This is a genomic window from Streptomyces yaizuensis, assembly GCF_034961445.1.
GTDB classification, from domain to species: Bacteria; Actinomycetota; Actinomycetes; order Streptomycetales; family Streptomycetaceae; genus Streptomyces; species Streptomyces yaizuensis.
The window spans coordinates 157,696-164,315 of record NZ_BSBI01000020.1 but is presented as its reverse complement, the minus strand read 5'-3'; the positions used below and the strand labels follow the sequence as shown (position 1 = coordinate 164,315).

At 72.1% G+C, this 6,620-nt stretch carries 7 protein-coding genes and 1 rRNA gene; all 8 read left to right on the top strand.

Going from position 1 to position 6,620, the window contains the following annotated elements; translation table 11 throughout:
* Nucleotides 1–110, top strand: a 5S ribosomal RNA gene (rrf, locus tag SYYSPA8_RS34880); the annotation flags it as partial.
* Between the two features lie 73 nt (nucleotides 111–183).
* The gene (locus SYYSPA8_RS34875) at nucleotides 184–831 is read left to right on the top strand and encodes an HAD family hydrolase (protein ID WP_323451454.1); all 648 of its coding nucleotides are present in this window, start codon (nucleotides 184–186) and stop codon (nucleotides 829–831) included.
* Between the two features lie 98 nt (nucleotides 832–929).
* Complete coding sequence (locus SYYSPA8_RS34870; protein ID WP_323451465.1) at nucleotides 930–2,105, top strand: acetoin utilization protein AcuC; 1,176 nt, start codon at nucleotides 930–932, stop codon at nucleotides 2,103–2,105.
* 442 nt (nucleotides 2,106–2,547) lie between these two features.
* Nucleotides 2,548–3,345 (top strand): phosphatase, encoded by a 798-nt coding sequence (locus SYYSPA8_RS34865; RefSeq protein WP_323451464.1) that lies wholly within the window; start codon nucleotides 2,548–2,550, stop codon nucleotides 3,343–3,345.
* A gap of 128 nt (nucleotides 3,346–3,473) precedes the next feature.
* Nucleotides 3,474–3,686, top strand: a complete 213-nt coding sequence (locus SYYSPA8_RS34860; protein WP_003958488.1) for a helix-turn-helix domain-containing protein — start codon at nucleotides 3,474–3,476, stop codon at nucleotides 3,684–3,686.
* 120 nt (nucleotides 3,687–3,806) lie between these two features.
* Nucleotides 3,807–3,905, top strand: coding sequence for a 30S ribosomal protein bS22 (locus SYYSPA8_RS34855; RefSeq protein ID WP_003948845.1), 99 nt, complete (start codon nucleotides 3,807–3,809; stop codon nucleotides 3,903–3,905).
* A 328-nt stretch (nucleotides 3,906–4,233) separates the two neighbouring features.
* Nucleotides 4,234–5,370, top strand: a complete 1,137-nt coding sequence (locus SYYSPA8_RS34850) for an NAD-dependent epimerase/dehydratase family protein (protein ID WP_323451453.1) — start codon at nucleotides 4,234–4,236, stop codon at nucleotides 5,368–5,370.
* A gap of 6 nt (nucleotides 5,371–5,376) precedes the next feature.
* Nucleotides 5,377–6,537, top strand: coding sequence for a lysophospholipid acyltransferase family protein (locus tag SYYSPA8_RS34845; RefSeq protein ID WP_323451452.1), 1,161 nt, complete (start codon nucleotides 5,377–5,379; stop codon nucleotides 6,535–6,537).
* Nucleotides 6,538–6,620: the final 83 nt, after the last annotated feature.

Genomic DNA, 6,620 nt, shown 5'->3' with positions numbered 1-6,620 from the left:
GTTTTAGCGTTAGGGAAACGCCCGGTTACATTCCGAACCCGGAAGCTAAGCCTTTCAGCGCCGATGGTACTGCAGGGGGGACCCTGTGGGAGAGTAGGACGCCGCCGAACAAATTTTGGGCCCCGGTCCTGTACACCTTGTGTGTACGGGACCGGGGCTTTTTTGCGTTCTAGGGTATTGGCCATGAGCTACGACCTGGTGATTTTCGACAATGACGGCGTCCTGGTGGACAGCGAGACCATCGCCAATGAGGTCCTGGCGGCGTATCTGACCGAGCTGGGGCACCCCACCACCTTCGAGGATTCGGTCCGCGACTACATGGGCGCGGCCGTGCACCGCATACACGACCTGGTCCTGGAGCGGACGGGGCAGCGGCTGCCGGAGGACTTCGACAAGGCGTTGCACGCCCGTACCGTCGCCGCGTTCGATCGGGAGCTGGAGCCCGTCGAGGGCGTGATCGAGGTGCTGGAGAAGCTGGTCGCCGAGGGAATGCCGTACTGCCTGGCGTCGTCCGGGAGCCATGAGCGGATCCGGGCCGGGCACCGGAAGACCGGGCTCGACCGCTGGTTCCGGGACGGGATCGTCTTCAGCGCGCAGGACGTGGGCCGGGGCAAGCCGGCGCCGGACCTCTTCCTCCACGCGGCGGAGCGGATGGGGGCCGCTCCCGGGCGCTGCGTCGTCGTGGAGGACAGCGCGCTGGGCGTCGCGGCCGCCGTGGCCGCCGGAATGGACGTGTACGGCTACACCGCGATGACCTCGGCGGAGCGACTGGCCGATGCCACGGGCCACTTCGGTGCCATGGCTGAACTGCCCGCGCTCCTGGTCCGGTAGCCGTCCCAGCAGTCGGCCCAGCAGCCGTCCCAGCAGCCGGTCCGGTAGTCGGACGGCGGCGGGCGGCGGATACGGTGGCGGGTATGAGCAGCCGTGCGATGAGCAGCCGTGCGTTGTTGATGTGGGACGAGGCGGTGACGGCGTACGACTTCGGGCGCGGGCATCCCATGGACCCGGTGCGACTCACGCTGACCATGGATCTGGTGCGGGCCTACGGGCTCGACGCGGCCCTGGAGGTCGCGGCGGCCCGCCCGGCCGGCGACTCGACGCTGCGGCTCGTCCACCGCGAGGACTACGTGGCCGCGGTCCGCGCGGCCTCCGCCGATCCGAAGGCGGCCGACCAGGCGTACGGGCTCGGGACGCTGGACGACCCGGCGTTCGCCGGTATGCACGAGGCGTCGGCGCTGATCGCCGGGCAGTCCGTCGCGGCCGCCGAGGCGCTGTGGCGGGGCGAGGCCGACCACGCGGTCAACTTCGCCGGCGGTCTGCACCACGCGATGCCCGGGGCCGCCGCCGGTTTCTGCGTCTACAACGACGCCTCGCTCGCGATCGCCCGGCTGCTGGAGCTGGGCGCGGAGCGGGTCGCGTACGTCGATGTGGACGTGCACCACGGCGACGGCGTCCAGGCGGCGTTCTGGGACGACCCCCGGGTGCTGACGGTCTCGCTGCACGAGCACCCCCGGATGCTCTTCCCCGGCACCGGCTGGCCGGAGGAGACCGGCGAGACGGGCCCGGGGGAGGGCGGCGCGGTCAATGTGGCGCTGCCCGCCGGTACCGGGGACGAGGGGTGGCTGCGGGCGTTCCACGCGGTGGTACCGGAGTTGCTGGCCGATTTTCGCCCCCAGGTCCTGGTGACCCAGCACGGCGCGGACACCCATTTCGAGGACCCGCTGGCGCATCTGGCGGTGTCGCTGGACGCGCAGCGGGCGGTCCAGGAGGCGTGTCACACGCTGGCGCACGAGTACACCGAGGAGGGGCGGTGGCTGGCGCTGGGCGGTGGCGGGTATGCGGTGGTCGACGTGGTGCCCCGGTCCTGGACGCATCTGGTGGCGATCGCCGCCCATCGGCCGGTTGATCCGGCGTCAGCGATTCCGGAGGAGTGGCGGAACGAGGTCTACGCCCGTACCCGGCAGCCCGGTCCGTGGCGGATGACCGACGGGCGGACGCCGGTGTGGCGGGACTGGTCGGAGGGGTACGACCCGGCGGACGAGCTGGATCGTGCGGTCCTGGCGACCCGGCGGGCGGTGTTCCCGCTGCGGGGGCTGCTGGTGTAGACGGCGGGGTGGGGCCCGTCCGGAGCGGCCGCCGGGAGCGTTCTCGGCGACCCCATGCCGGCCGGACGTCGGCCCGACACCGGCCCGCCACCGGTTGAGGCGGCCAGGGGCCCGTCAGGCGTCCGGAGGGGCGGTCGTCCGACCTTTTCCGCTCTGGACCCCGTCGAGGGCGTACGGCGGGCGCCGACGGCCCTTGGCGGGCTCCTCGGCCCCCGGCGGCTGGCGGCCGACGGCGGGATTACGCCAACTGTGCGGTGGTACCGGCCTTTCGACCCCTGCGGCGGCCCGCTCCGGCACCATCGGCGGCGTGACCATCGGTGGCGTATCCCTCGGCAGTGCGGCCGGCAGTCCCGCCGGCGGCGCGGTCGGCAGCGCGATCCGGACGCCCCTTCCGGCCCGCCCGGAGGCCACGGAAGCCACGAAAGCAGCGGAAGCCACAGCCCTGCGGGCGCACCTGCTGGCGGCCCGGCTGGCCGGCCCCGTCGCCACCCCGCGCGAGAAGAGCCTGCGCAGCTACCGTCTCTTCGCCGCCCGGGACCCCCGGGGCACCCTCGGCCTCACCCCGGCCCGGGAGTGGGGCGAGGCCGACGTCCTGGCGCTCATGGCCCGCCGCTGCGGCGTACCGGCCGACCCTGCCCGTACCGGAGGCCCCGATGTCATCGACCCCGGCCGCACCCTCGATGCCCTGGACGCCTTCGCGGAACGGCTGTCCGCCGTGGCCGCCCGGCGCGGTGCCGTCCTGCTCGGGACCGGCCATCCGCGCCCGCTGCTGGGGTTCTACGCCGGGCTGGCAGACGCATTGTCGGCGGCGGGTTGCATCGTTCTCACCCCCGCGCAGGGCCGATGTGTCGACATAACGACCCGGTTCGGGGTACGTCTGCGCCAGCTCGACTACGTACGAGGAGTCGCGATGGTGCGGGAACCCGGCGCGCGGTCAATCAGTGGTGAAACCGGCGCACACACCCATTCCCCCCTCCCTCTCCGGGTCGCTCTGGAGGGCCTGGCGGAGCTGGGAGGCCCCCTTCCCGACCTGGTGATCGGGGACCACGGTTGGGCCTGCGGGGCAGGTCAGCTGGGTCTTGAGGTCATCGCCCTGGCCGACGCGGACGACCCCGCGCCCTTTGTCGGCGAGGCCGAGGGACGGATCGCCGCCGTGGTCCCCCTCGATGACGCGGTGCGGTCCCGTTACTACCGACCGCTGACACGCTATGTACTCAATCGAGCGTGTCTGTCACAGTAGGCGGCCGATGGCTGCTCCTCTTCCCCACTCGCACCACCCGCCCCTAGTCTGGGGAGTGAGCGCACAGCGACGAAGAGTCACCGGAGGGGAAGCCGGTGGGCGTCGTGTGCGGAAGGTACAGGTGGGTCATGGCTGCTGGCAGCGAGAGGCCTCTCAACGAGGTCAAGTTCCTTACCGTGGCGGAAGTCGCCTCGGTGATGAGGGTGTCGAAGATGACGGTGTACCGCTTGGTGCACAGCGGTCATCTGCCGGCGATCCGGGTGGGCAGGTCCTTCCGGGTACCGGAGCAGGCGGTGCACGACTACCTCCGCGAATCCTTTGTGGGGGTGGAATCCGCGTAGCCGGGCGGGCGGCTGCCCTCGGATTACGAACTCGATGCTCTGGCGGGTAGGCTGGACCGACGTAGGTCGTGTGGGCCCAGACGCCCCGCACCGAGTGAAGAGAAGTGAGCGAGGGTAGTCGTGGGCTCTGTTATCAAGAAGCGGCGTAAGCGGATGGCCAAGAAGAAGCACCGCAAGCTGCTCAAGCGCACCCGCGTGCAGCGTCGTAACAAGAAGTAAGACGGCAGCTGTACGTGATCGTGGCCCTTCCACCGACCTGGTGGGAGGGCCACGGCGCTTTCCGGGACCTTCGACTTCCATGGCTTTCCCGCCACCGCCGGTGCGACGGGCCCGGCCGGGGAATCCGGTCGCGTTCCGCTGGAGTGCTCCGCGAAAGAGCCCCCGGTCACCGTCACAGTGTCACCGTCACCCGCTACGGTGACGCTGGGGGAGGCCCCCGCGGTCCCTCCGGTCCCGCGCACAGGTGCGGTCCCGCGCATACGTACGGTCCCGCGCGCACGTACGGTGCCGGCCCCACGCACGTTCCACCTCAGGGAAGGCGCTGATCTTGGGAAAGATCGTGCTCGTCACCGGCGTCGCCCGGCAGCTCGGCGGCCGTCTCGTACGGCGTCTCCAGCGGGACCCCGAGGTGGAGCGGGTCATCGGGGTCGACGCGGTGGAGCCCGAGCACCGGCTCGGCGGCGCCCTGTTCGTCCGGGCCGACATACGGCAGCCCGCGATCGGCCGGGTCCTCGCGGAGCACGCCGTCGACACGGTCGTGCACCTGGACGTCACCGGCACCCCGCTGGGGGCCGGCGGCCGGACGGCGGTCAAGGAGACCAACGTCATCGGCACCATGCAGCTCCTCGGCGCCTGCCAGAAGTCGCCGACGGTCCGCCGCCTGGTGGTCAAGTCCAGTACGAGTGTCTACGGCGCGGCCCCCCGCGACCCGGCGGTCTTCCTGGAGACCACGCCGCCGAAGTCGCTGCCCAGCGGTGGCTTCGCCAAGGACGCCGCCGAGGTCGAGGGGTATGTCCGGGGCTTCGCGCGCCGCCGCCCCGACGTGGCCGTCTGCGTGCTGCGGTTCGCGAACATCCTGGGGCCGTGCGCGGACTCGCCGCTCGCCGAGTACTTCTCGCTGCCGGTGCTGCCGACCGTCCTCGGCTACGACCCGCGACTCCAGTTCGTCCACGAGGACGACGTCGTCGACGTGCTCGGGATCGCGCTGCGCGAACCCCGGCGCTCCACCCTCAACAGCGGCACCTTCAACATCGCGGGCGACGGCGTACTGCTGCTGTCGCAGTGCTCGCGGCGGCTGGGCCGGCCCACCGTCCCCGTCCTGCTGCCCGCCGTCACCTGGATCGGCTCCGCGCTGCGGACCGTCGGGGTCACGGACTTCTCGCCCGAGCAGATCCGGCTGCTGACCCACGGCCGGGTGGTGAGCACCGCGCAGATGCGGGAGACGCTCGGGTTTGAACCGAAGTTCACCACCGCGGAGACCTTCACCGACTTCGCCCGCGGCAAGGGTCCCGGGCTGCTGCCCCCGCAGTCCGTGGCGCGGGCCGTGGACCGGCTGGGCGACCGGCTGCGGGCCCTCGGCGGGTCCGCCCGGGACTTCGGCGGCGGGCACGGCCGTGGGGACGGCCCGGGGGACGGCCGGGCGGCGGGCGCCGCGGCCCCGAACGACGCGGGACAAGGAGCGTAGGGAACGATGGCGGACGCCAAGGTCATTCCGTTCGACGACGACCGTGCCCGGGGTGGTGCCGGGGGAACGTCCGGCGGCGCCTCCGGGAACACCCCCGGCGGCCGGCGCTCCGGCGCCTCCCGGGTCGTACGCCAGAAACCGGCCGCGCGGAAGCGCGCGGAGCCGAAGACCGGGGGGAGCGCGACCCCGAGGACGCCCGGCCGGCCGGCGAAGGGCCCGAAGGCCGTCGGCCCCGTACCGCCCGCCCGCCGCGAACCGGACCCCGCGCCGGCCGCGGACGAAACCGGCACCCGTCCGCGCCCGTCCCGGGGCGGCGGCGGCAGTGGCGGCGGCCTGGACCGGCGGATCGCGGACGGCCTGGCCTTCCTGCGCCGCCGGATCACCGGCGACTACGAGGTGGACGAGTTCGGCTACGACGAAGAGCTGACCGACCAGGTACTGATGACGCTCCTGCGACCCCTGTACGAGAAGTACTTCCGGGTCGAGGTGAAGGGCATCGAGAACATCCCGGCCGAGGGCGGGGCCCTGGTGGTGGCCAACCACTCCGGGACGCTGCCGCTCGACGGACTGATGATGCAGGTCGCCGTGCACGACCAGCACCCGGCCGGCCGCCATCTGCGGCTGCTCGCGGCGGACCTGGTCTTCATGCTGCCGGTCGTCAACGAACTGGCCCGCAAGGCCGGGCACACCCTCGCCTGCTCGGACGACGCCGAACGGCTGCTGCGCCGGGGCGAGGTCGTCGGCGTGATGCCGGAGGGCTTCAAGGGCATCGGCAAGCCCTTCGGCGACCGCTACCGGCTCCAGCGCTTCGGCCGGGGCGGCTTCGTGTCGACGGCGCTGCGCGCGGGCGTACCGATCGTGCCGTGCTCGATCGTCGGCGCGGAGGAGATCTATCCGATGATCGGGAACGCGAAGACGCTGGCACGGCTGCTGGGGGTGCCGTACTTCCCGATCACGCCGACCTTCCCGTGGCTGGGGCCGGTGGGCGCGGTGCCGCTGCCGACGAAGTGGACGATCCAGTTCGGGGAGCCGATCGAGACCGACGGCTATCCGCCGGAGGCGGCCGAGGACCCGATGCTGATGTTCAACCTGACGGACCAGGTCCGCGAGCAGATCCAGCACACGCTGTACAAGCTGCTGGTGCAGCGCCGGTCGGTCTTCTTCTGACGTTCTGCGGAGTCAGCTGACGAAGACAGCGGAACGGGCCGGTCCGGGGGGTGAGGACCCCGGACCGGCCCGTACCGGCGCCG